Below are 23,393 nucleotides of genomic sequence, written 5' to 3' on the forward strand. Positions count from 1 at the left end.
GTGTTGATATTCAAACTGAGAAACTCAGTTTAAATTAAAAAATAATGGTGTACTTAAAGGTTGCTGGCCCAATTCTGGTTTGCGAGGTTCAACCTCAAAGGCCGTTGTTTGTCCGATATTATTTCGACAAAGAACATAGTTAAGCTCGATGGGTTGATTTACTTGATCAAGACGAACTGCCAGTAAAGCCGTCTCAGCTTGTTTGCCGCAAAGGGCCCCCAGTTCTTTTACGAAATTCTCTCCTCCGACGGGAGTGTAATAGTTAAAGACGCTTTTTACGTCTAAAAGCACGTACTTTTCCGTGGCAAGATATTGAACAAGGGGAGCTCGATCAGACAGTTCTCTTTTAATTTTGTAGAATCGAGAGATCTCCGTAAATAATTGCCGTAAAAGAGGTGAACTGGTTCCCGCGCAGTTACGGCAATAGGGTTCTATTCTTTGACAACTAGAACCATTCTGACAAAGAGCCTGGCAGTACTGCTTCGTACCGCCATCACAGGTAACCTTTGTCGCTTTGATGTATTGACCGTCATCCTGCTGGAGATAGCCGCTTTCAACAACGAAGGCCCCAGCAAAGAGCGAATGAAATAGAATACTAAAAAATATGGCTTTCACTATTGCTTTCACTTTAATTTCCCCAAATATTCTGACCAATGGTGTCGCGGCAGTCTTTGGTCAGGCCATAAAGTCCGCCGAACTTTTCGTATGTTTTGAAAGTCTTTCCGTCGTCATAGCAGTTGAACCGAACGCGCACGGGGCCGTTACAATAGTCTGAGCGAATGACGACGGATCTCGTGACGGCAGAACTGTTCACTCCGTCAGAGTTTTCTTCCTCGACCTCAAGATCTTTCACTTTCTTTCCGGTGTAGCGTTCAAAGAAATCCGCAGCTTTGGCGGCGCAGAGATTCTGATAACAATCAACGCCCTCGCTTAACTGAGGAACACAGCGATCTGGAATTGTGCCGTATTTTTTGTAAACAGCCGCGACCTTATTAACATCCACCATCTGCACACGGGGAATATTCACCTTGTCTTTTTTTGCTGTGATGAAGCGATGAATACTGCGGAAAAGATAAACCCCAAGTTTTAAAGGATTTAAAGGCAAACCGCCTGAAGAAACGGCGCTTCCTCCCGCGACCCCGACAAAGTTGATAGAACATCCACCGCAATAGGATCGACTGTTGGGGGTGCCGGCCTGGACATCACCAGGAGACTTTCCAATCGATTCCCCTCCTTCACGAATTCGGCAATAGTTCACCGAGATCCCATTAAAGGCGTAGAAATTGAATTCTTTGGCGCTATCAGGAGCAATAGAGACAGCACAGGGGGCTCCAACCAAAGGACCGAAGTCAGCTAATAAAGCCATCTCCATTTTTTCTTTTTGAATTTTAGGATCAAATTTTACCACGCCATTTTGAATCAGTTGATTAAGGCTGGTTACGCGTGGGGCTTTAAAATCCACGTCAATATATAGTGGTAAGGCATTCCAACCAAACAAAGCCGTACTTGCCAAATCAGCCATCAGGCGCTTGTTCGCACGACGGGTCTGATACCAGGGATCATAAACCTTACATGCCTTCAGATCCGCATAAGGATTAAAAATATCAGGCGTTGCAACTGTTGAGTTGATGGGCAAAAATGCATCAGCATATTTTGCCACAGCATAGAGATCCACCAAAGACTTGATCATTTTACGTGAACAATCAATGGCTGAGGCGCAGATCGAATTTCCAGGATCACTCCCCTTGCTGGCATCCCAGACTAAAAGCGATGCCCCGAATTTCATGGGTTTCACATCAATAGTCGCAGAGGGGGGGATGTTTAAAAGCTCTCGAGCCCAAGAGTTCAGGACGGTCTTATTCACCGTATACCCTTCGACATTCCAGATATTCTGTCTTTCCAAAGAATCGCAATACGAAAGAATCCCTTCACTGGCCTTATCGAAATACTGAACAGCATCAGCGAGACTCACTCGAGACCCTTCAAAAGACTTCTTAATAACATCCAGTTGCTGTACCTTATCAATTCCGGTTCGCATAAAATCAATACGTTGATCAGCCGCCAGTCGAGCCTCTGTACAAAGAGAGTACAGTTCATCGCGATGTTGCGAAGAATAGGTTGGCGCAAAAGCCAAAGGTTTTACAAATTCACTTAACTCCATGGGAGTCATGGAAGACGAAATAATATTCATAAATTGGATGGCACTCTGGACTCTGTTCTTCATGGAACCCCGAACAGAGACATAGTTCTTGCGGAAATTTTCCACCCAATCGGAGGCATCTTCGTAGCTTCGAGTGCCCAGGAAGTCATCGTTCACACCACGAGCCCCTCGATTAACAACATCGTCTTCTGGACCTCGCGGAACCTCTTTCGAGTGTTCACTGCGATCCCCTTCCATACCGGCCAACTCACGAAGACTATTCATAGATAAGGAGGCCGCATCGCACTCAGGCTTTTCAATGCTTTTGCACCCATTTGGAATCATCATGATCGACTCTTCCAGGGCTACGGATCTAAAAAGGGCACCATATTGTGGGGCCACCTGCAGCGGAATATTTGAGTAGCGCCAAGCGAACGAAAGATAGATCTTCACGCTATTCCAAAAGTCGAAACCCACCGCCCTAAAATCAAATGAATTGGGAATCCTTAGATCCAACTGAGTGATGGAATATCGAGAGTCCAGCGCACTGTCTGTATTTTCACAATCCGTGAGATATTTGTCTTTATCTGACACCGCTTGCGCGATGGATTGCAAAACAGCTTTATCAACTTCGACAGAATTAAGGTGTTCTTGGAGGGGGGAAAATCTTTTGACGTAGTGACAAGCCACTCGATCGGCCTTTTTCATCTTTAGAAAATAAGCTCCCGTAAACTTATCTAAAGAGTTCCATGGCGTCCCATTGCCCTCGGAGTTATCCCATATTTTTGCCAGATAACCATTCAGTTCTGGACAATACGTCTTGCCTTCACATTTTTTGACGATGTCATTGTAACCTGCCAAAGACGACGTCTTTAAATTTGTCGGCAACAAAGGAAGTTGCCCGGCTAATAGCTTATTCACGATGATTTTGGTCAGTCGTGTGACCGAAATCCGAAATTGCTGCATTCCCTTGGCACTCATTTCGTCGGCGTTACCTCCGATATTTTTACCCAAGGAATGAACAAGTTTCCCCGCATTATAACCATCGACGACAATAAATGCGGACTCAGTGGGAAAATCAGAGTCAACGGCACATTGGGCTCGGTTCGTGATTCTTAGTTTATTTAGTTGGATCTCCGACGGCGCAGTTTGTGCCTGCGCCTCTCCCCAAAACAGTCCGGCCACAAAGGCCGCGACTGCGATTTTACCGATAGACTCTGTAATAACCATATCGACTCGACTCCTAGTTAAGACCTGTACCGCACGAATTCACTTTGTTTAACATCGTGGTGTAAAAGAGGATGACCGTCTGATCTGCGGGAGAAAAATTTCTCTTCACTGATCCATCAGAATTCACCATGTTATAAAGATAGGTATTCACGAAACGATAAACGGCCGGAGTCACCAACATGCTCGAATGGCACTTATAGTTTTTGTAGCTGACCGTAATGCTGGCAAATCCCTTGTTATCGTTATTGTCTCGGTAATCCCCGATATAGATCGTGTCGCCATTGCCACCATTAGCGCGTCCATAACCGACCTGAAACTGGACTGTCCATCCAGAACCATGACTGTCTTGACCCACGATCTTACAAAGATTTCCTGAGCAAGCGACCGCCATCTCGTTTTCAATCTGTTTCTGGAGTTCCGCTTCAGAGTAATGAGGAAGGGGACGAGGTTCAAATTCGTCACTTCCGTTGTCAAATTCCGTCGCTGCCGCCTGTATACCGGTCATAAGCAAAAGACCAGTTAAGAGCATCTTAATTTTCATAACTTCCCTTTCTTGTTTCCTTAATTGGAAATATTTTTTGAATGGAGTAGCTCTATCAACACGAGTGATTTGAATTCAAACTACAGATAAGTAATTAAAGAAGTTGTAATTGCGTACTTTGTCCCGAAATTTAAGGAAATGAAAAAGCAAATGGCTTCGCCCGAAGATGCCTGTTAATTGCCATTACATAATATTTTACTATCGAATGTTTTTTATTCTTTCTGGCGTCTTTTAAGTGCTCTGCCAAAGCAGTTCTTCTAAAATTTTTTTTTACGTGTCACAAAAAACTTTTTTAGAAAGGACTTTTCATGAGAAAAATTCTCTTGATCTCTATTTTGTCAGTCTGTCTTGGAAATACCGCCTGGAGCGCAGACTCCCCTAAAGATTCGAAAACGAAACCCAAAATGATGATGGATAAAGAATGGACCAAAGAGCAGCGCGATTCCATGGCCGGAATGCACGAGAAAATGGCAACCTGTTTGCGTTCAGATAAGTCCATGAAGGACTGTCACGCCGAAATGAGAACGAACTGCCAAGATATGATGGGCAAGGACGGCTGCCCCATGATGGACGATATGATGATGGGTAAGAAGTCCCGCCGAAGCATGATGAAGGAATCTAAAGAGGAATCTAAGGGTGGTTATTGATTGTAGTTTTTCCTTTAGGAGGGTTTCTAGGCCCTCCTAAAGTGATCCTTTTTCCGGTTCCCACGGGCGGGGGTAAAATCCCCTTGCCCAAAAGCTTCCCGTCTGGCTTATAACAAGTCATGGAACTATCAAATCTCAAAAGACCTGAACTACTACTTCCCGTAGGAACAAAAGAAATGGCCTTAGCCGCCATCCACAATGGAGCGGATGCTATTTTTATGGGCGTTCCAGGCTTTAATGCTCGCGGCAGAAGTTACGACTTTCAAATTGAAGAGGTCAAAGAAATCATAGAAACTTGCCATCTTTATGGCGTGAAAGTGAATCTTGCTTTTAATATCCTGGTTTTCCAAAATGAGCTGTCGAAGGCGATTGATGTTTTGGAAAAGATTCTGCCTTTAAAACCGGATGCCTTTATCATTCAAGATTTAGGTCTGGTTCGTTTAGTGCGAAAAATGGCTCCGACTCAGCGAATTCACGGTTCCACACAAATGAGTATCAGCAATGCGGAAGCCATTCAATGGTTGGATGATTTAGGCATTCAGCGTTTTGTCTTGGCACGCGAAAACTCTCTTGCAGAAATTCAGTCCATCAAGAAAAACACCAATAAAGAAATCGAAGTCTTTGTCCACGGAGCTTTGTGCGTCAGCTATTCAGGACAATGTTTCACCTCTGAGGGGATTGGCGGACGATCAGCCAATCGAGGGCAATGTGCTCAAAGTTGCCGCTTCAGTTATGAAATGTATGTTGATGGCGAAAAGAAAGATCTCAACGGAAAATCATTCTTGGTATCACCTCAAGATCTTTGCGGGATCAACGAAGTTCCTGGTCTGATCGAGGCGGGAGTCGACTGCTTTAAGGTGGAGGGACGTTTAAAAACTCCTGAATACGTGGCCACCGCAGCACGCAGCTTTGATGACGCCATCAGTGCCACTCAAAACGGTCAGTCCCTGAGCAATCTGGGGCAGTTAAAAAAGCAAATGGCTTCAACTTACTCACGAGGCTTTTATAGTGGCTGGCTTCATGGCGTGAATCACCAAAAATTGGTGGAAGGAACCTTCAGTTCCCATCGGGGCTTTGAGTTTGGAAAGATTCTTCACGTCCGAGGAAGTTCGTTGGAAGTAGAACTCAACGAAGACGTTTTCTCACAGAACTTAAAATCAAACTTTCTTCAAGCCGGGGACGGCATCCTGTGGGTCTATAAAGATGCGCAAGGGCGAAGTATCGAAAAAGGTGGTTTTATTTTCGCCGCCAAAGCGACTTCAGATCGTCGCGTCGAGCTTGAGTTCTCTCGAGAAATTCAGATGGACAGTCTTTTCGTTGGCGCGCGTGTTTTTTATAATCACGACAAGGATCTCAAAAAAGACGTTTCTCTTAGCGTGGAAGACAAACAGAGAAAGAAACGCATCCCCGTCCTTATTCGCGCGCAAGCCTCATTAGGACAACCCCTGAAGGTCGAGTATTCAGACGGAAAAAATACCGTTTCCGCATTTTCAGAAAATCTTTGTGAAGCAGCAAAAAATAAGGGCCTGAGCGCCAGCGACCTGCAGGAAGAGCTTTTTGCGCTAATGGGAAGTCCTTTTCGAGGGGATTCCTTTTCTTGCGAGATAGATCCTCAGACTCCCCTTTTCTTACCTCACCGCCAGATCAAGGAATTGCGACAACAACTTGTGAAGCAATTGACGGATTTGCGAATTCTCAATGGTGAGGAACGGGCCGTGACACCTCGAGCTCAGCTTGATGAATGGCTGGAAAATGAAAAATCCCCTGGCTTACAACCTCAACGGCCTCAGCTTAATTTACTTCTACGGGAAAAAGCCCAAGTCGAGGATCTAACGGAAGCGATTGCAAAAGGGGAACTCACCTCAAAGGGAATTCATCTCGTAATTCTGGATTTTGAATTCGGTCGCGACTTCGAGTCCAGTTTGACAATGTTAAGACAACAAGGCCTCAAAGTGGGCCTAGCTACAACTCGCATTCTCAAACCCAACGAACATCGTAATATTAAGCACCTGCAAAGCCTTAATCCCGACGCGATCTTGGCCAGAAACTTAGGCGCCGTTCAATACCAGCAAGCCCACGGATACCAAGGGCAAATCCTCGGAGATTTTAGTTTAAATGTGACAAACCATTTAACGGCGAAATATCTTCTTGAAAAAGGTCTTTCCAGCCTTTGCCTGGGGTACGATCTTAATCATGTGCAGGTCAACGAATTGATTCAAGCAGGCCCCTCCAATCGCTTTGAGGTTACCGTCTATCAGTACATGCCTAGCTTCCATATGGAACATTGTGTTTTTGCGGCCTTCTTAAGTCAGGGCTCAAGCTATAGAGATTGCGGCAAACCGTGCGAAAAACATGAAGTAAAACTGAAAGATCAATTTGGACATTGGCATCAAATCAAGCCCGATCAAGAGTGTCGCAATACGATGTTTAATAGCACTTCTCAATCGGCAGCTCGTTATCTGAAAGAGTGGGAAGGACTGGGACTTGGATACATTCGCTATGAAGCTCTAAAGGAAAGAAGCTCTGAGTTGATCACAAAGATTCAAGCCCACGTAGACTTTATCAATGGCCAGAAAGACCTCGCCTCTTTGATGAAAGATCTTGGGAACGTAGAAAGTTATGGTCTTTCAGAGAGTCACTTTCAAAGAGAAAAAGAATACCAAAGTCGCAAGAAATAAAGTCACTATAAGCACTTGTGTGATCGCAAGTGCTTAAATCTATTTTCTAGACAGGTATTTCCACGATAGAGCGAATTCCCGTCCGCGCCGTCATTGCGTGGACGACCGCTCGCAGACCCATGATTGTTTTGCCTTGAGTCCCGATGACTTGTCCTAAATTTTCCTTCACACAGTTCACGCGATAGACCGTTGTCTTTGGACCGACATAAGTAGTGACCGTGACAGTTTCGGGATTGTCCACCAAGAGGCGAACGATGTGTTCAATCAAGAGTCGAATTTCCTCTCTGTATGCCTCCTGATCTATGTCAGCACCTTTAGCTTTATGTTCTTCGATTTTATAGGCTTCGATATCACCCATTATTCTTCTCCCATGATGAAATATGCGGTCGCTTTCCGTCCAAAATTACAATGCCCACCAGGAACAGGAACCCATTTAGAAATAATGGACTGATCCTTCGCAATATCCACAAACTCTTCTGAACCCTCTAAAAAGCCGTAGCCATCCGACAGACCGGTTGAGACATAGAACTTGGATCTTTTGGCAGAGCTATATTTCTGCAAAAGTCGCAAAGGATCGTGATTCTCCCAGTCTCTCTGATTAAGAAAGACCCCTCGCGAGATCTTGAGCATCCTTTTGACAAGTCGTGGATTTGCATTTGTTCTCTCGATGTAGTTCTCAATCTCCTCCGAGGATGAAAAGGGCCCCACCGTCGTGATCGCAGGACATAAAAGAGCGACCCGAGAAAACAGACCCGGATTACGCAAGGCCACCTCTGCCGCGCTAAATCCCCCCATGGATTGCCCAATCAGATGCCGTCGACCTCCTTGTAGTCCCCCCATTTTTTTCTCTAAAAAAGGCATAATTCCCTTAGTAAATAAGGGGAGCAGAGGAAATCGTTTGTTGTTCACCAGAAGCCACTGCGGTCCAAAAGAAATCGCTACGATTCGCGGTCTGTATCCTCGGAACTGCCACCATTTTTGAATCACCAATGTTCCAAGGCATTGCGTGAACCAGGTTTCCTCAGACCCTCCAAGGCCGTGAAAAAAATAGATAATGTCATTACTTGTGGTGGCTTCTGCATTCCGATAACAATATCGAAAAGAGATCCCGCTTAGGTTTTCACTGCCGCAAGAGTAATTTCTTTTTTCTATTTCAACTTCATTCTCAAAAGAACCTTGAGATGACACTGAAACGCACAGAAGGAGCGATATCACAAATAGAGTCTTCATGGCTTCCCCCTCTATAAAACAGAGGGTCCCTTGAGGCCTTTAAAAAATCAATTTGCAATATCGAAATCTTCCCGAACTCTGTGCTTAGACACAAGCACCTGCTCTCCCGTATTGAGGCATTTCAGATAGTAGTGATTATAGCCTCTGTTTGTTATCACAAAACGACGAGGCTGCTTGGGCGTTAATTTTTTTGAAAGAATAGAACCGACATCCAGGGTTTCATATTTTCCCAGAAGCTTTGCGGAGACACGATTGCGAATCAACTGAATCCAAAAGGCAGCAACAAGCATCATCACCCCAACGGAAACTGAAAGAATCCAGTGGAATTTATGTTCCATCATCCACGTGAAAGACACCGGCGACAGAACCGAGACCAACACAATAGCACCCGTCAGTATGCCTTCTTGTTTTTGATATTTTTTGAATTCTTCTACAAAAGATGACATTTCGTCAGAGCCTCACTACTTACAAGGAGACTCTTATAAAACCACAAATGGTTAAAAAGGATCGAGTCCAGATTTGGTTATTTTTGTTTGATGCTCCGCCCCTCTTGCCGTCATTGGCAATACCAGAACGTCTTTGGGAGCCCTTTGAAAAAAGAAAACCCACAATTTTGCCGAATTGTGGGTTCATAAATATCTGAAAACTAAACTGTTCCTTTGTCGCTACTCTTTCAGCTTAGGAGTGATCTTCAACTCCAACGACTTGCCATCCCTTAAGACTTTCATCGTCGTCTCTTTATTCGGTTTCACCGACTGAAGCGTGTAAACGTAATCATAAAGGTTTTCAATCTTTGTTCCATCAAACTCAGTGATGATGTCTTTATCCTTTAATCCCGCAACTTCACCAGGGCTGTCCTTGGACGCGCCTGTAATACGGACGCCTTTGACTCCCTCTTGAGAGTAATCTGGGATGGTGCCTAGATAAACACGGAACGTACGACCTTCCATCTTACTTTGGGCGCTGGCTACCTTCACGTATTTGACCATCTGCACTTTTGAGTCCGTCAATAAATCCGTAAATCCTTGAACAGCATTGAGGACCTTAACCACGCCCTCATAGTTGATTAAATCCGCCACATCTCGAGGTGTATGATACTCCCCATGAGATCCTGTAAAGAAGTTCGCCGTTGGAATGCCAGCCATGTAAAGGGCCAAAGAGTCCGTTGGCAAATAGGGGTCTTCTTGAATGATCATGGGCGTCGCTGTGCGAATTCCCACTTCTTCAGCAATACGGGTCCAGTTGTCAGCCGAACCTAGACCTTGCACAAAAAGGCGATCTTTCAAGCGGCCGATCATATCCATGTTGATATAGGCCTCCAAATTATGTTTCACAGCTTCTTTGGCAAAATGAGAGGAGCCTAAATTACCCAGCTCTTCCCCAGACCACACAGCGAAGTACAAATTCTTTTGAATCTTATGCGGAGCTGTCTTCTTGAGATTTGCATAGTAATGCGCAAGCTCCATAACGCCCGAAACGCCCGAAGCATTATCGTCAGCGCCATAATGAGGGCGTCCTACCTCTGCACCACGCGCCAGACTGTTGCCAAACTGACCAAAGCCCAGATGATCCCCATGAGCCCCAATCAACACTGCGGACTTCGCCCCTTTGATGGGAAGTTTCGCAATCACGTTGGTGCCTTGAGACTTCTGGAACTGCAAATCAATCTTCGCCTTCACATACGCTGAAGGAATACTTACAGCTTCGATAGAGCCGCCTTTATCCAAGGTCTTCTGCAAAGAACTTAAATCATGTCCTGCATATTTTAAAAGATCTGTCGCAGCCGAAGTCGAAAGCCTCAAAACACCTAAAGTGCTTTCAGACAAAGATCCCTCGAATTTCACCTTACCGAACTTATCAGGCACACCACTCAGAGGCCCGTTGATAACAAGAATACCTACCGCACCTTCATTTTTCGCAACGGTCACCTTATGTTGCAAGCGAGAGTAAAGATTCAAATAATGACGGCGTGCTGGGGAAATATCCGCAGGAAGGTCCGTAAGAACCATAACCCACTTCCCTTTCACATCCAGACCTTTGTAGGAATTGTATTCGACCTCTTTATCGCTGGCAGGCGCCTTAATTCCATAACCGGCAAAAACAATCGGCGCTTCTCTGAACTCTCCGGTTTTTGAGAATGATACGGGCTCATAATCTTTAGAAAGTTCGAATTTCTTGGCATAAGAGCCAACAACTTCAAGTGAATTCTGAGCTCCCAAATTCACACCTGAAGTGAATTCGAAGGTCTGAAAGAAGGAACCCTTAGGCCCAGCCCCTTCAAGCCCCCAAGACTTCAAGAGTTGCGCGAGCTTTTCCGTATAAACCTTTTCTTCGCCAGTGCCCGTTCCGCGCCCCTGCATCTCGGGAGACGAAAGATAGTAAACCCATTTCTTAACATCTTCCACTCGCACATCAGGACTCAAAGAGCCTAGGGCGGGATCCTGAGCCGGAAGACCCAAAAGCTTTCTCGCTAAAGCGTCATCCCACTTCGCAATTAGAATTTGCGATTCGCCCTTTTCATTTCTATGAGTCCAGGAAAGTCCATTCCCATCAGGAGTGAAGACCGGAAGTCCATCAAAACCGTCATCAAAAGTCACGCGCACAGGGGCTTTGGTTCCCGCTGCATCCACAATAAAGAGTTCGAAATTGGAATAACCCAGAACGCTGGACCCAAAAATAACGTAATCACCAGAAGGATGAAAGAAGGGTGCCCAAGACATCGACTTCAAGTGCGTGATTTGTTTCTGATCACTGCCATCGACATTCATGGTAAAGATCTCAGCCGTTGAACCATTCGGAGAAAAACGACGCCATGTGATCTTTTTGCCATCCGCGCTGAAGAACGGTCCCCCATCATATCCCTTACTGTTTGTAAGGCGCTTCACCTGGGTTCCGTCCGCCTTCATGATGTAAATATCCATCATATAGGACGAGTCCTGATCAAAAAGCTTTTTATCTTCCCCCGTCAGAGTTTCCGTATAACCAGCACGATTGGAGGCAAAGGCGATCCACTGACCATCGGGAGAGTAAGAGCCCTCGGCATCATATCCCTTTTCCTTGGTTAAGCGCTGAATGTTCTTACCTTGCAGATCCGACGTGAAGATGTCGTAGTTATCATCAAAGCTCCAAGCATAACGAGCCTTCACTGCCTTCTTACGACTTTCATATTCATCCTGAGTTTTCTTTTGAGTCTCGGGATCCAAATGAGTTGAAGAGTATAATACCTTCGTCATCGACGGATGAATCCATCCACAGGTCGTCTTGCCATGCCCCGGAGAAACGCGGGTGGTATTTCCGGTGAGAAGATCCATGACATACATTTGATAAAAAGGATTTCCCGGTTCCCGTTCACTTTGGAAAATCATCTTTTTTCCATCGGGACTGAAATACCCCTCTCCCGACTTAGGACCTACGAAGGTCATCTGACGAGCTTCACCCACCAAAGCGTTGGGTTCATTCAAAAAAGACCCTTGGGAAGAGCCAGTCTCAGAGGGAGATTTTACTGGTTTAGCTTCCTTAAATTGGCAGGAAATTACAGAGAAAATGCAGGCACTTGTAAGAAGAACTTTCACTTTTTTCATAGTGTGTGTAGGCTAAAAGGAGGTCTTGCTGAAGTCAACTCAACGCCTATGAAAAGAGAACTTATGATGCGCACGTTTCACTGGATTATCATTTCCCTTTCAATGACAGCCTGTGCAAGTCCTTCTCCCTACGCCCTCTCTCAACTGCGCTACTCCCCTCAAGATCTAAAAACCGCCAATCGATCCATCGCCTCGGTTGACCATAAAAAAGAGAATAAATCATATCTCTCTTTGGATCTGCCTTATGCGACCTTTGAAAAGATCCGCCATGATGTGGAAAAATCACAACATACCTCTTTGCAAAATCGCGGAGAGGCGCATATCACTGTCATCACTCCTCCGGAATACAAAAAGATGCAGAAGAAAATCTCTATGAAAGAGATCTCTGCGTTGGCAGAAAGTATGGATTTAAATAAAGCTCCCTATAAGCTTCTTTGCGTAGGAAAAGGGACCGCGAAGGATCACGGGAAGGACGAGTCCACATATTACGTTGTTGTTGAATCAGATCGACTTTTCCAGATTCGTAAAGCGGTACATCTGCTCTACACTTCAAAAGGCGGAAAGGCGGAAGACTTCAGCCCCGAAACGTATCATCCTCATGTGACCTTAGGCTTTACCAAAAGAGATCTTCACTTGGAAGATGGGGTGATCAAGGACGCAAGTTCTTGTATCTATTCCTTGCGCCCTGAAGAAAACGAAAGAAATTAGTAAGTTGATGACAGGGCGCGGTCCAATCCGCCATGTCCGGCAGAACCAGGTCCCAACCACAAAGTGGTTTCTTCAATCAAAGACTGATCCGTAAAACGGCAGACATTGAACGTTTGTCCGTTGGTGTCTTTTCCTTCAACCAACTCCGCACCGAAAGCACCGCAAACTCCCCCACGAGCGGAAGACGAGTTTCTGCTCTTATAAGCTTCGATAGCTTCAGTCACTCCAGAGTTTGTTTTAAAAAGAAAGAAGGCCTCAGCTCCAACTCCGGCGTCTCCAAAGAAACACATGGCAAGTTCTTCGCTGCCCGCTTTTAAAACCCAGAACTGACCTAGGTCAATACGGCAAGTCCTCATCCAAGGGTTGCTAGCGGCAATTCCTGAAGACGCGCCCAAAAAAATCATCGCAATAGAAAGCAATAAAACTCTCATCATCCCCCCAAACTCCTGGTAAAATGAGCCCAAGGAATATAACAGCAGCAGACCAGGGGCAAGTATTCAATGGCCAAATTATTGAAAAAAGGAAGTTTTAACAGGGATGAGCGAGTGCTTTGCCCCCTTCAAGACCTGTGCTCTGGCTGCCAACATCTGGATCTCACTTATGGGGCCCAGTGTGACTTTAAAAAAGATCAATTACTCCAATTATTTACAGAATTTAGTTTACCTTATTTAGGATCCATCCAGGTCCTATCTGCCGGTCCTGCATTTCTTCGGGACCGCTTGGATTTCAGCCTTGAAGAGGGTCGCCTCGGGCTTTACCGCAAAGACCGACGGGAGATTTTGGATATTCCAGGATGTTCCCAGCTTTCCCCAGTCTTACAATCCTGGCTTTCGGAGTTTCGAAAGATACAATGGCCCTTTCAAAAAGGTTCCATCCGCTTACGCATCGGGCCCCAAGGACAAAAGGGGGTCTGGCTTGATTTTGCAAATATCGATATTAAAACATTGCTCGATGAAAAGACGATTTTACACAACCTCCAAAAAGAGGCCTTGGTGGAAATCGGTCAACGCCGCAAGGTCCCTGTTTGGACCGGGAGTGAATTTAAACTTCGTGATCCTGAAATGCATGTTTGGTTTCAAACCTGGATGAACGAGCGTCCCGTTGATTTATTTTGCCAAGTGGCGAGCTTCACTCAACCCAGTCTTCGCGCCAATAAGATTATCTGTGATGTTATTAATGGCTGGATTCAATCTTTTCCTCGATCACGCTTGATTGAGTTTGGATCTGGTATCGGCAACCTAACGTTGCCCGCTTTAGCTGCGGCGGAGTCTCTGACAGCCTGTGAAATTGATGCCTTGTCTTTAGAGGGTCTCCAAAAGACACTTGAAAGTCTGCCTGAGGATTTACAAGTTTTACGTCAAAAGATTGAGATCCATCGCGGTGACTTTCAAAAGAAGCTGACTCAGGATTTTTCTCAATTCGATGGGGTCTTGGTGAATCCACCCCGTTCTGGTCTTATGAATTTTTTAAGTCCGCTTGAAGAACTTCCTGCCAACAAAAGGCCGCCCTTCTTCATTTACATGTCTTGCTTTCCTGAATCCATGGCGAAGGATGTCGTTCGACTTAAAGAATGTGGTTATGATTTAGAGGAGGTCTACATCGTCGATCAGTTCCCACAGACCTCTCACTACGAAGTTTTAGCGCTACTTCAAAGAAAATAAACGCAGTCCGGAAATAATTCCCGCGAGATCTTTCCCTAAACAAAGAGAAAGAATAGGCAACGTAACGACCCCCGTCAGTAGGATCAGGGTGCTTCTTAAGGCCACTCGAGCCAGGTAACCCGATTGAAGTCTTTCATGGGGCTGCCCTAAGCGTAAATCACAGGACCACTCTCCAATGGTGGATCCCATCAAACTGCGAATGGTCACCATGTAGATCCAACCGCAAACAAAGAAAACTTCAAAAAAGAAAGTGGCTTCATGTTGGCTGTGCAAAAGCCCTTTAAAAATACCGCCGACTGATGTTTTCACGACAAGGGAAAACATCAAAATAAAGACACAGCTTGCGGAAATCAAAATAAGTCCATCAATAAGAGACGCCAACCAAGACCATAGCGCCAAACGGTGTCCTTTGCGACGCGCGGAAGGGCCACCATGAAATCCCGTATTTTGATCAAACTGAATATTCTGGCGATCTTTAAAAAGATTATTAATTCTTGAAGGCGCAGGGGCCCCTGGAGAACGTCGGCGCGGAGTCGGCCCTCTTAACGGCACAGGGGCTTCTCTTTTTAGAGGAGCCCGCTGCGGATTCAATCTATCTTGATGTTTATCAATATTCATTTTTCTCTTTCAAAGAGTCTTAGCGAACGCCGCCCGCTCTTCCTGGAGAATCTGTTTTTGAACCGCCCTCAGTGGTTGTCGGAGTCGGAGGAGGCACAACCACAGGAGGAGGCTCCACTGTCGGCGCCGGAGTCACCGTCGGACTTGTCGTCGCTGTCGGCTCAGGCACTGGAGCTGGTGGAATATAGACAGGACTATTGTTTTTCGCTTTGCTGTCTTTATTTGTGATCCACCAGAACAATCCTAAAGCCAAAGCTCCGATACCTACTGGAATAATCCAGTTCTTATTGCGACACCAGAATCCACAACTGCTGTCTTCACCTTTGATTGGAGGAGTGTCTTTACCACCGGGCAAATCACCACTTCCACCAGCATCAACGACCACGCAACCAGGACCTTTTTTATCGCCTTCGCCGATCTCACCCTCTTTAGAGCCTTCAGCACATACGCATTTTCCATCGGGTCCAGCCACAGAGCCCGGCATTTTGTCGTTACAATTAGGTTCGCCAGGATTTGGAAGAGGTCCCGGAGGGCCTGGAGGTTCTGGGTTCGCCGCAAAAGACTGAAGCGAGAAGGCACGAGTCTTAATTTCTTCACACGCAGACACTTGGTCTTCACGCTTCTTTTGAATATCTTTTAAAGGAGCCTGTCCGCACTCTGCAATAGCCGAGTTAATATAAGTTTGCAAGTCACCAAGGTAAGAAGAGATCTGCGCATATTGCTCTTCCGAGATCTTTCCCTCGTCATTGAGATTTAAGTTGATATCTTGGTTTTTAACTTTCTTCAAGTAGGACTCAATAATGCGTTTTTTATTCTCACCCTCTTTTTTAGGATCTGCATTTTGCAGGGGAGATTTAGAGTTACAAACGCGCGTCGCATACTTTACTTCAGAACGAGATACGCAGTACGCACCCCCGCCTTGATCAAATCCGTAAACCATCGGGTTACATGCCACGCCATTGTTCGCACAACTAGCCTGACTATCACGCATTTTCGCTTTTAAATCTAAAGCGCCTTGGCTGCTTCCACCGCAAGATCCGGACTCACCATAGATAGATAAGTATCCCGCGACGATACAAGGTTTTCCCGTCAAACCTGTTCCTGCAGCTTGAGCCTCTTCACCGAAGAAGTACTGCAAAACCCATTCATACTTTTTATTGATTTCGTTATACGCCTGAGCGCCGTAGATAACTTTATAAACACGTTGCGCAGACTCCATCGCTAAACGCAAACGGATGAGGTATTCCGCTTTCTGATAAGAAGTCAGGCTTTTATATTCTTTAAACGTCAAAACAGAATTTTTACCCAAAACCGGTTGAGTCCCCGTTTTGAGAGCTTTCCCTACGATGGGATCTTGCTTCGCCATTTTTCCCGCAAGATCATTAAAGCTGTTGTAGTTAAGAAGCTCTTTCTTCGTAAAAGAAACACCATTGACCTTCAATGGATTTTCTTCGTCACCTGTGAACGTCAAACTTGTGCTTTGGCCGTCCTTCGACAAGGTCAAACGAACCTGTTCTTTACCGTCAGCATCTTTAAAGCTTGTGGCTTCCACGGAAGGCATCATCTCTTGGTGATTCAATGCCACCCACTGATCCATCTGCTTTTGCAAAGTCGCAGGATACACATGGCGAACCATTCGCCAGAATTCACCTACTGTCATTTTTTTTGTAGTCAGAGCCGTTTCTTTTAAGTATTGATTGATCAGCTTCTTCTGATTCGCGGCCGCGGCGCCTTCTGCCACGGGGGAAATACACATCGTCACAACGGAGATCCCGGCAGCAAATTGTTTTAATAGAGAAACAGGTTTAAAATTCCATCTCATAACGACCTCATGCTTTTGAGTCTTTTCGGTACACTTTCTAAATAACTTAACAAGAACCTAGACTTACCCTGAGCTTTCTTCATTTGTCTCAATTTGAGACCGAAACCAGTCCAGCAGGTAAGCGCGATCCCGCCCTTCCAATCCTTTAAACTTCAAACGCAAAAGGTTGTCGCCATACTCGACCACCCTGGCTTTGATTTTAATATTGCGAATTTCAGGAAAGATCACATCCACATAACGAAGATCCCGGGAGCCACCCGCCATGTGCCGCTTCAAGCGAATGCGCGCACCACTGGCAGAAATCGACTCTGTCACGCCGGTAAAAATATCTTGAGCCACGACTTCCACGGGGGTGCGGAATTCGTAACGATGCGCCGTTGGAAAAAGCCAACGAGCCCGACGATCCAAGTAAGGAAACCGGAAATAAAAAACCACAAATAAAATCGAAACGGTGACTAAACTAGAAATTCCCAACTGCCACTGGGCAAAATTCCCCTCATAATTAAGGTCATGGCTTAAAAAACGATAGCTATTGATTGCCAAAACCACAAAAAGGGCGCCGATCGCCAAAGACCACGTGGTTTTATGGGGACGAAAAAGCAATAGACCCGTCACAAAAAGAAGACTTAACCAGAACCAATCTAACGAAGAAACCGTCTGCAGAAATGCATAAAAAACCGAAGGCTTATACCACTCCGAGATTCCACTACCAGCAAAACTGATCGCTAAATTACCAAGGGGGGCTAAAAGAAAAAGATATGCTAAAAGAAAAATCCCCGCGGGCTTTTTAAGCTCTGCCTGTGTCATCCAACCTCCGTTTTTATACTAAACGAAGGGGGCTTCACTGAGGATGTTTTCTTTGATTAGCCAGACCTTAGTTGGTGCGTTTTCCGGGAATTGAAATGACCGTCTTAGGCTCTTCAGGGTTCTTTTCATCATCCCCCTTATCCTCGACCGTCATTTTACAGATCTCTACAAGAGTATTTTCTTTAACCAAAGAATAGATCTCTTCGATCTCTTGATCCGTCACAGCCACACACCCTTGGGTCCAATTCGCAGGATGCGCCATTTCAACCCAATAGCGTTTGCGTTTATCCGTCGGAAAGCCATGAATCATGATGTCACCGCCGGCGGATTTTCCTTGGGCTTTGGCGAATTCAAGGTCTTTCTTGTTGGGATAGGAAATGTGCAGGCTTTTCAGGTACTGACTTTGGGGATTTTTATAGTCTACAAAATACACGCCTTCGGGTGTTTTATTATCGCCCTCAAATTGTTTGTGCCCTACGGGATTACCACCAAAAGCCACGGGATAATATCGCAAGACCACTTCGCCCGAAATCAAATAAAGTTCTTTGCGATCCTTGGAAACCACAATCCGCTCGATCTTCACACCTTCATCTTTAAGTCTTTGAACCGTCTGATTCGAGCGATCTAAAAGCTTATCAACCTGAGTGATGTCATTACAAAAACGATAGTTCTTGTCTGCGGCTTTCGAAGCCGCCTGAGCGTGGGTAGATAGAGAACTTAAAGCTAGAAGCACCAGAAGAGTTTTTTTCATGACTTGAAGTTATAACACAGACCGCCCTATGAAGCATGGCTTTGTGGTTTTATTTTTTTGTAAAACATTTTGAAGTGTTATCTGAAAATAAAATGGTCCCTGCGCTTCTGCAAGGACCTAAACTTGTCACTTTGTAAGAAAGTTCGTCAGCGAAATCACCGACTCATGGACGAACAAGACTGAATGCAACTTTCTCGAGCAAGGGTCACGCGAGGAGCCATACAGTCCGGAGTCCCTTTGTGGCGAACAACAGAGAGAGTTCCGATATTGGGTGTGTACGTCTTGCCGTTGAATTTTGCCAAACAGGTATAGTAGGCGTACTTCTCAAGACCGGTCTTCATCTTGGCGCTGGTGGGAAGATAATTGCGGGCTTCGTAATAGTTAATTCCGATCCCCCCCTTGCTTGGGGCACTTTGCGCAACCACGAAATCGAAACGATCTGACGTGAGTTTAGAGCAGTCCGCTTCTGTTTTTACTGACGAAATTCCAAAAGGATCCGCTCCGACTTTATCAATCAGAAGCACATGCCCATAGACCGCCACAATGTCTCCGGCCTTCATGGTTGTTGTCGCAGACACTGAGATTTTATTTAAACAGGTTAATCCATTGTCCTGCGGCTCTACATAGGAACTTGAACCCCAGGCCCAAGAGTCCGACGCTTTTAAAGGTCGCCCCGCCTTCAAACGAAGTCCCGCCGTCGCCATCGACGTGAAGACATATCCCGAGCAATCAATTCCTAAAACACTGGTTCCATCTCCATTGTTCTTAAACAAATCAATCGGAGAATCTGCGGCCGTGGTGGCGTAAGGTTTTCCGCCATAATCATAAATCAAAGGACTTTGGCGCACATTAAAGCAACCCTGTCCGTAGCTGCTCATGTCGCGAATATAGTAGTGAGTACTTTGAACTTGAGGAAGACTAGCAATCATACGCTTACTGCCCACGCCGTCGGGATGCTTACCCACAATGCTGATCCCTTGCACTTCCGGAGTTTGCTCATTCATGGAGGGCAGTTGTAAACTCTGACAACTCTGATAAGCCGTCGCAAAGGCCCAGCGGCCACCAAAAACAGCCAAACTAGAACCACTGCTCAAGGCTTGGTTTTTATGGTACTCATAATCACGATTCGGCTCCGGAGTTGAAACGGGAGGTTGAGGTTCCGCTCCACCTCCACTGACGGACCCCGCGCTGGAGTCTCCCGTATCCGTGGAAGGAGCCGGGCAGTTTAAATCAAAAGTTTGAACCGTCTTCTGAAGACGACCAAAACTTCCACGAACCTTATCTTGCATATAGGCACGGAAAACAGTCGAGCGATCCCCGACATCAATGGCGGAAAGCAGTATTAAGAGCTGCTCAGGACTCTCCACGCGCTCCCCTTGAGGGGCTTCTTCCAAAAGAGCTTCCACAAGCTTGTCTAAATCTTTAGAGAGAAGCTCTAGGTCTTTATCGTTAAGCTGAGGATTTTCCTTAGCCAATTTTTCTAACTGCTCATGAAGCGCTTGCTTCATGGTGTCGGCAGCGGGAATCGACTTTTGCTCTAGAAGATAGGTCTTCAGTCCATCCCAAAGCTTGGTCTCAAGCTGGTTGTCTTTACAGGCAATGTCCTGAACTGTTTGGGAGGCGATATCATTTACGGCTTCATAGCCTTTCGGGGCGCAGGCCGTCATCATCAAGGTCGTCGTTACCCCAAGGGCAAAATAAATACTGTGCGTTCTCATGCTGACTTTATCGGCAGCTCTGAGTCGACAGATGACCCTCCTCACAAATTTTAGACTCGACTAGACTAAAAATTAGTCACTATAATGGGACTTTAAAAGGACCTTCACACTATGGCAGAAAAGTTTATCAGAATTCAGGCACTTTATGGGCTTCTTGAGCTTGAACCTTTCATTCTTCTTGGATGCTTAATTGCGATCACCTGGGTTTTTTATAAGTTCTTTTTACGCGAGGCCAGCGAAGAAAGACATCGCAGCATTCGCAATCACTTCCGCACTTTGCTTCGTCACTATGTGGTTCTCAGTTTTCTTTTTTTACTTTTCATATTTTTGCAAACCTCCGAGCCTCAACTTGGCAATATGGCCAAAGTCACTCCCTACGTCGCCGTGGTTTTATTTATCTGGGGAAACGTTGTTTTTGTTAAGACCTCTCGACTGATCGTTTTACAGTATCTTTTCCTCGGATCCATGAAACATGGAGTCCCTCTCCTCTTGGTCAATATCTTCTCTTTAATCCTTTCTATTGTTTTGACCTTCTGGGGTATTGCCCATGTCTTCGGACTTGAGGTGGGGCCTTTGCTTGCGACATCAGCAGCCGCTTCGGTGATTCTGGGTTTGGCATTGCAAGACACTTTGGGAAATCTTTTTGCGGGCATTTCTTTGCAGGTGGATCGAAACTTTGAAATCGGCGACTGGCTTGAGATTGTCAGCGGTATTCAAAAGACCGTAGGTCAGGTGCGTGAAATCACCTGGCGTTCAACGACCCTGGTCGGTTTCTCGGATGAGCTGATCACTTTGCCGAATCGTTTTATGGCGAACGCCACGATCTCGAATTACTCCCCGCCTGACACCCCCATTCTGCGTCGCCAAATTTTTCGCATTGCCTATGGTGAAAATGTCGAGCTGGCAAAACAGCTTTTAGAGCGCACCGCTGCGGGGATTGGAGAGGTCCGGGGGATTCCCGCTCCGTGGGCCTATGTCAGCGATACGAATGAACACTGGATTGAACTAAAAATTATTTACTTTATCGACAATTATGGATCCCAGTTCAGCGTGGGAGATAAAGTGTACGTCCGCGGGGTTGAGTCCTTGCGCTCAGCGGGTGTGAAATTAGCTCGACAAGTGATCGAACTTTCAGATAGAACGCCCGTATCATGACAACAGCAGTAGATTTTAATCACCCCTTAGCGGTGAAAATCAGAAAACAAATCGTCCAAGCTCTTAACGACTTCAATATGATTGAAGACGGCGACAAAATCATGGTGTGCGTTTCTGGAGGAAAAGACTCCAGCGTGCTCTTGGCTTTATTGACCGAGATTCAAAGACGCTCGGAAAGACGCTTCCAACTTGAAGCCGCCATTTTAGATCAAAAACAGCCGGGATTTGAACCCAGTCAATTCAAACTCTGGGTTGAAAGCCTGGGCGTGAAGCTGCATATCGTTGAACGCGATACTTACTCTATTGTTAAAGAAAAAGTTCAAGGAAACACTTACTGCTCTTTGTGCTCGCGCCTTCGTCGCGCGATTTTATACGATTATGCGCATGACAACGGCTTCACCAAACTGGCTTTAGGGCACCACCGAGACGATGTGGTTCATACCGCTCTTCTAAATTTATTTTACGTGGGAACAACAGCAAGCATGCCACCTAAGCTGAAGTCTGATGATGAACGTAATATTTTAGTTCGCCCCTTATGTTATGTTTCAGAGAGAGATATTGAAGAACTCGCCGCAGCTTGGGCGTTCCCGGTGATTCCTTGCAATCTCTGCGGGTCCCAGGATGGATTAAAACGTCAACGTATGAAGCGACTTGTTCGGGATCTCGAAAAAGAAATCCCTAATATCTACGCCTCCATTCAGACAGCGATGTCGAATGTAAAACCCAGCCAGTTGATGGATCAGGAACTTTGGGATTTTAAAAATCTTAAGACTTAATACTGATATCAAGCTTCGAGAGCAGCTTGCTCTCGAAAAACAATCTTTGTCGGACTCCGCATAAAGTTTCAACGGGGCGTGTCCTTCGCGACCTCTGCCCACACACTCCATCTCCAATAAATCAAGTTTGAAAATCATCTTGTCTCGTTTTGAGACAAATCCTTCTTGGACCACTTGTTGCTTTGTTTATCAGGCATTGGAGGAATTTATGAAAAATCAAAGCAAGAAGGCTCTTTGCCTGTCGTTAGTTATGGCCCTATCTATGAATGTCTCTATCGCCCAAGCGCAGGTCTCTGCCCTTGCGGCAACGTCCTCAACAGCAGCAGCAACCCCATCTGTCGATGAAACTCTTAAAAAATCATATGAACTGCGAAGCCAATTAGAACACGATATTTTAGAAATAAATCAAGAGCTCTTGGATCGAGAGGCCAAATCAAGTAGCCAAGCCCTCAAGGCAGGCCCGGAAACAGCTCTTCTCTTTGCAGTTTTCACAGGAAGTGTCTTGGCCGTAATGAGTCACGTCGATGAGATGAACTCAACCATCGAGGTCGGAGCACGTTCAAAAGCTGAACTAGAAAACACTTTGGTCTTGTTAAAAAATAACAGACAAATGTTGTATCAATCTTTTGAGCTAAAAAAACTTATGGCCTCAAACAATATTGCCGCCGATCAGGTGACGGCACGAATGGACTCTATGATCTCCTCTTTAGAGGCGAATTTACAATTACTGAAGTCCAAAAAGGTGAATGATCCCGTCGCCACCCGCCGCCTCTTCCTCTATAGCGAGATCATCGAAGGAAATGTTTCACATCTCAAAGAGCTTCGTGCAGCCACCATGAAACCTCAAGTTTCTGAACTGGAGCTAAAAGCTCTCTCTCAGAAATCTCTGGACATGGTAAAAAATCAAAAAGTCATGCGCACAAAACTGACCAAGGACTACATCTATCAAATGCGAAATTTAGGTAAATTCGTTCAGTTCGGAGAAAAAGCGAAAATCTATAAGAAGACTCTTCTGGGCGCTTCCTTCGCGGCTTTGACTTCTGCCGTCGCCTATTTCGGATATAAATTGAACTTCGGCGAAAAATCAGTCCACGACATGAGCCTTGATGAGCTGAAAGCCGCTTTGGACGAAAAAACAAAGGCCTTTATCTCTGTCGAAGAAAAAATCAATAATCTCAACATCGACCAAATCGAGATGCGCCTTAGTGCCTCTCAAGAATAAAACCAACTTAAGATTGTAAGAAAATTTAAACGCTGTTTGAGGGAGAGAAATCTGGTTCTTCCCACTTAACCAGATAAGGCGATGAGTCAAAAAAGATAAGCATAAGTC

At 45.5% G+C, this 23,393-nt stretch carries 20 protein-coding genes; 7 read left to right on the top strand and 13 right to left on the bottom strand.

Annotated elements, in window-relative coordinates:
• Positions 1-24: 24 nt before the first annotated feature.
• Genes ACM64D_RS00400 through ACM64D_RS00410 form a run of 3 tightly spaced genes read right to left on the bottom strand, consistent with a single transcriptional unit; the run spans position 25 to position 3,911 of the window.
• Positions 25-627: a hypothetical protein gene (locus tag ACM64D_RS00400; protein ID WP_415061198.1), complete on the bottom strand. Its 603-nt coding sequence runs from the start codon at positions 625-627 to the stop codon at positions 25-27.
• Between the two features lies 1 nt (position 628).
• Complete coding sequence (locus tag ACM64D_RS00405) at positions 629-3,370, bottom strand: hypothetical protein (protein ID WP_415061199.1); 2,742 nt, start codon at positions 3,368-3,370, stop codon at positions 629-631.
• 13 nt (positions 3,371-3,383) lie between these two features.
• A complete protein-coding gene (locus tag ACM64D_RS00410; protein WP_415061200.1) occupies positions 3,384-3,911 on the bottom strand; it encodes a protease in 528 nt (175 codons plus the stop codon).
• Between the two features lie 308 nt (positions 3,912-4,219).
• Between ACM64D_RS00410 and ACM64D_RS00415 the strand changes: the two genes are divergently transcribed.
• The gene (locus tag ACM64D_RS00415; RefSeq protein ID WP_415061201.1) at positions 4,220-4,558 is read left to right on the top strand and encodes a hypothetical protein; all 339 of its coding nucleotides are present in this window, start codon (positions 4,220-4,222) and stop codon (positions 4,556-4,558) included.
• Positions 4,559-4,677: 119 nt separating this feature from the next.
• Complete coding sequence (locus ACM64D_RS00420; RefSeq protein WP_415061202.1) at positions 4,678-7,236, top strand: DUF3656 domain-containing U32 family peptidase; 2,559 nt, start codon at positions 4,678-4,680, stop codon at positions 7,234-7,236.
• A gap of 46 nt (positions 7,237-7,282) precedes the next feature.
• On the opposite strand, the gene ACM64D_RS00425 is transcribed toward ACM64D_RS00420, so the two are convergent.
• From ACM64D_RS00425 to ACM64D_RS00440, 4 genes are all read right to left on the bottom strand, one after another.
• The gene (locus tag ACM64D_RS00425; RefSeq protein ID WP_415061203.1) at positions 7,283-7,594 is read right to left on the bottom strand and encodes a KH domain-containing protein; all 312 of its coding nucleotides are present in this window, start codon (positions 7,592-7,594) and stop codon (positions 7,283-7,285) included.
• Positions 7,594-8,466 (bottom strand): alpha/beta hydrolase-fold protein, encoded by an 873-nt coding sequence (locus ACM64D_RS00430; protein WP_415061204.1) that lies wholly within the window; start codon positions 8,464-8,466, stop codon positions 7,594-7,596. The genes ACM64D_RS00425 and ACM64D_RS00430 overlap by 1 nt, the downstream gene beginning before the upstream one ends.
• A gap of 47 nt (positions 8,467-8,513) precedes the next feature.
• A complete protein-coding gene (locus tag ACM64D_RS00435; protein WP_415061205.1) occupies positions 8,514-8,912 on the bottom strand; it encodes a hypothetical protein in 399 nt (132 codons plus the stop codon).
• A 219-nt stretch (positions 8,913-9,131) separates the two neighbouring features.
• Positions 9,132-12,047 (bottom strand): M28 family peptidase, encoded by a 2,916-nt coding sequence (locus ACM64D_RS00440; protein ID WP_415061206.1) that lies wholly within the window; start codon positions 12,045-12,047, stop codon positions 9,132-9,134.
• A gap of 63 nt (positions 12,048-12,110) precedes the next feature.
• Here ACM64D_RS00440 and ACM64D_RS00445 point away from each other — a divergent pair, with 63 nt between their 5' ends.
• On the top strand, positions 12,111-12,755 hold the full coding sequence (locus ACM64D_RS00445; RefSeq protein WP_415061207.1) for a 2'-5' RNA ligase family protein: 645 nt from the start codon (positions 12,111-12,113) through the stop codon (positions 12,753-12,755).
• Here ACM64D_RS00445 and ACM64D_RS00450 read toward each other — a convergent pair.
• A complete protein-coding gene (locus tag ACM64D_RS00450) occupies positions 12,752-13,189 on the bottom strand; it encodes a hypothetical protein (protein ID WP_415061208.1) in 438 nt (145 codons plus the stop codon). The genes ACM64D_RS00445 and ACM64D_RS00450 overlap by 4 nt on opposite strands.
• Before the next feature lie 66 nt (positions 13,190-13,255).
• Here ACM64D_RS00450 and ACM64D_RS00455 point away from each other — a divergent pair, with 66 nt between their 5' ends.
• The gene (locus ACM64D_RS00455; protein ID WP_415061209.1) at positions 13,256-14,416 is read left to right on the top strand and encodes an RNA methyltransferase; all 1,161 of its coding nucleotides are present in this window, start codon (positions 13,256-13,258) and stop codon (positions 14,414-14,416) included.
• Here the strand turns inward: ACM64D_RS00455 and ACM64D_RS00460 are convergent.
• The 5 genes from ACM64D_RS00460 to ACM64D_RS00480 form a co-directional block, all read right to left on the bottom strand.
• Complete coding sequence (locus ACM64D_RS00460) at positions 14,399-15,034, bottom strand: RDD family protein (protein ID WP_415061210.1); 636 nt, start codon at positions 15,032-15,034, stop codon at positions 14,399-14,401. The genes ACM64D_RS00455 and ACM64D_RS00460 overlap by 18 nt on opposite strands.
• A 19-nt stretch (positions 15,035-15,053) precedes the next feature.
• Complete coding sequence (locus ACM64D_RS00465; protein WP_415061211.1) at positions 15,054-16,856, bottom strand: hypothetical protein; 1,803 nt, start codon at positions 16,854-16,856, stop codon at positions 15,054-15,056.
• A gap of 63 nt (positions 16,857-16,919) precedes the next feature.
• Positions 16,920-17,663, bottom strand: coding sequence for a PilZ domain-containing protein (locus ACM64D_RS00470; protein ID WP_415061212.1), 744 nt, complete (start codon positions 17,661-17,663; stop codon positions 16,920-16,922).
• A gap of 67 nt (positions 17,664-17,730) precedes the next feature.
• Positions 17,731-18,414: a L,D-transpeptidase family protein gene (locus tag ACM64D_RS00475; RefSeq protein ID WP_415061213.1), complete on the bottom strand. Its 684-nt coding sequence runs from the start codon at positions 18,412-18,414 to the stop codon at positions 17,731-17,733.
• Positions 18,415-18,569: 155 nt separating this feature from the next.
• A complete protein-coding gene (locus ACM64D_RS00480; protein WP_415061214.1) occupies positions 18,570-20,132 on the bottom strand; it encodes a hypothetical protein in 1,563 nt (520 codons plus the stop codon).
• Between the two features lie 111 nt (positions 20,133-20,243).
• Here ACM64D_RS00480 and ACM64D_RS00485 point away from each other — a divergent pair, with 111 nt between their 5' ends.
• The 3 genes from ACM64D_RS00485 to ACM64D_RS00495 all read left to right on the top strand — a co-directional run bounded on the left by ACM64D_RS00485 (position 20,244) and on the right by ACM64D_RS00495 (position 23,285).
• Entirely contained in the window at positions 20,244-21,287 is a 1,044-nt protein-coding gene (locus ACM64D_RS00485; protein WP_415061215.1) for a mechanosensitive ion channel family protein, read from the top strand.
• Entirely contained in the window at positions 21,284-22,063 is a 780-nt protein-coding gene (gene ttcA, locus ACM64D_RS00490; protein ID WP_415061216.1) for a tRNA 2-thiocytidine(32) synthetase TtcA, read from the top strand. Before ACM64D_RS00485 ends, ttcA begins: the two co-directional genes overlap by 4 nt.
• A gap of 208 nt (positions 22,064-22,271) precedes the next feature.
• Positions 22,272-23,285 (top strand): hypothetical protein, encoded by a 1,014-nt coding sequence (locus tag ACM64D_RS00495; protein WP_415061217.1) that lies wholly within the window; start codon positions 22,272-22,274, stop codon positions 23,283-23,285.
• Positions 23,286-23,393: the final 108 nt, after the last annotated feature.

It is taken from the genome of Bdellovibrio sp. (assembly GCF_047637665.1).
Taxonomy (GTDB): domain Bacteria; phylum Bdellovibrionota; class Bdellovibrionia; order Bdellovibrionales; family Bdellovibrionaceae; genus Bdellovibrio.